Consider the following 1956-nt stretch of genomic DNA (forward strand, 5'->3'; position numbering starts at 1 on the left):
CTGGTGGGCAAGATCCTCTGCTACGCCATCGTCGCCCTGGCGCTGGATCTGGTCTGGGGTTACGCCGGGCTATTGTCCCTCGGCCACGGCCTGTTCTTCGCCCTCGGCGGCTACGCCATGGGCATGTACCTGATGCGCCAGAGCGCGGGGGATGGCCTGCCGGCGTTCATGAGCTTTCTCGCCTGGAACGAGCTGCCCTGGTACTGGTACGGCACCTCGAGCTTCCTCTGGGCGATGTGCCTGGTGATGCTGGTGCCCGGCGTGCTGGCCTTCGTCTTCGGCTTCTTCGCCTTCCGCTCGCGGATCAAGGGCGTGTACTTCTCGATCATGACCCAGGCGCTGACCTTCGCCGGCATGCTCCTGTTCTTCCGCAACGAGACCGGCTTCGGCGGCAACAACGGCTTCACCGATTTCAAGACCATCCTCGGCTTCTCGATCTCGGCGCCGGCGACCCGTGCCACGCTGTTCCTCGCCACCGTGGCGCTCCTGGTCGGCAGCCTGTACCTGGGCTTCCGCCTGGCACGCAGCAAGTTCGGCCGGGTGCTCACCGCACTGCGTGATGCCGAGAATCGCCTGATGTTCTGCGGCTACGACCCGCGCGGCTACAAGCTGTTCATCTGGACGCTGTCCGCGGTGCTCTGCGGCCTCGCCGGTGCGCTCTATGTGCCGCAGGTGGGGATCATCAACCCCAGCGAGATGGCACCGACGCAATCCATCGAGGCCGCCGTGTGGGTCGCCCTCGGCGGGCGCGGCACGCTGATCGGCCCGCTGCTCGGGGCCGGCCTCGTCAACGGCATGAAGAGCTGGTTCACCGTGGCCTTCCCCGAATACTGGCTGTTCGCCCTCGGTGCGCTGTTCATCGTCGTCACCCTGTACCTGCCCAAGGGCGTCATCGGCCTCATCAAGCGGAGGGGCGAAGAATGAAAACCGTACCCTGCAGCGCCGTCATCGACGGCTTCGACCCCACCGGGGGCGGCCTGACCCGCGATGCCATCGGCCTCGGCCGGGTCGCCGAGAAGGGCCTGGACGTACGCCACGGCACCATCCTCAGCCTGGAAGACATCAACGTCAGCTTCGACGGCTTCAAGGCGCTGACAGACCTCAGCCTGTACATCGGCGTCGGCGAGCTGCGCTGCATCATCGGCCCCAACGGCGCCGGCAAGACCACCATGATGGACGTCATCACCGGCAAGACGCGTCCCACCAGCGGCAGTGCGTACTTCGGCGAAACCCTGGACCTGACGCGCATGAGCGAGGTGGACATCGCCCAGGCCGGCATCGGCCGCAAGTTCCAGAAGCCCACGGTGTTCGAGGCGCTTTCGGTGTTCGAGAACCTGGAGCTGGCGCAGAAGACCGACAAGTCGGTGTGGGCGAGCCTCAGGGCCAGGCTATCCGGCGAGCAGAAGGACCGCATCGACGAAGTGCTGGAGACCATCCGCCTCGGCCAGTCGCGTCATCGCCCGGCCGGGCTGCTGTCCCACGGGCAGAAGCAGTTCCTCGAGATCGGCATGCTGCTGATGCAGTCGCCGCAGCTCTTGCTGCTCGACGAGCCGGTGGCCGGCATGACCGATGCCGAGACCGAATTCACCGCCGAGCTGTTCAAGTCGCTGGCGCGCAAGCATTCGCTGATGGTGGTCGAGCACGACATGGGCTTCGTCGAGACCATCGCCGACCACGTCACCGTGCTGCACCAGGGCCAGGTGCTGGCCGAGGGTTCGCTGCAACAGGTGCAGGCGGACGAGCGGGTGATCGAGGTGTATCTGGGGCGCTGATGCGCAAGCTAGAAGCTAGAAGCTGGAAGCAAGAGCTACTCCGAGTCGCTTTGGCTTCCAGCTTCCGGCTTAAAGCTTCCAGCTCTTTATTGGAGAAAGCTTATGCTGCAAGTCGACACACTCCATCAATACTACGGCGGCAGCCATATCCTGCGCGGCCTCTCGTTCGAGGCGAAGGTCGGCG

At 65.1% G+C, this 1956-nt stretch carries 2 protein-coding genes; both read left to right on the top strand.

What is annotated here, in order from left to right; all coding sequences use genetic code 11:
• Positions 1 to 924, top strand: a 924-nt coding sequence (urtC, locus tag ACIY1X_RS26240) for an urea ABC transporter permease subunit UrtC (protein ID WP_399686553.1), incomplete at its 5' end; no start/stop codon positions are given.
• Positions 921 to 1772, top strand: coding sequence for an urea ABC transporter ATP-binding protein UrtD (gene urtD, locus ACIY1X_RS26245; protein ID WP_031297526.1), 852 nt, complete (start codon positions 921 to 923; stop codon positions 1770 to 1772). The genes urtC and urtD, both read left to right, overlap by 4 nt.
• Positions 1773 to 1956 lie beyond the last annotated feature (184 nt).

This window comes from Xenophilus sp., assembly GCF_044462705.1.
In the GTDB taxonomy this organism is placed as follows: domain Bacteria; phylum Pseudomonadota; class Gammaproteobacteria; order Burkholderiales; family Burkholderiaceae_C; genus Xenophilus; species Xenophilus azovorans.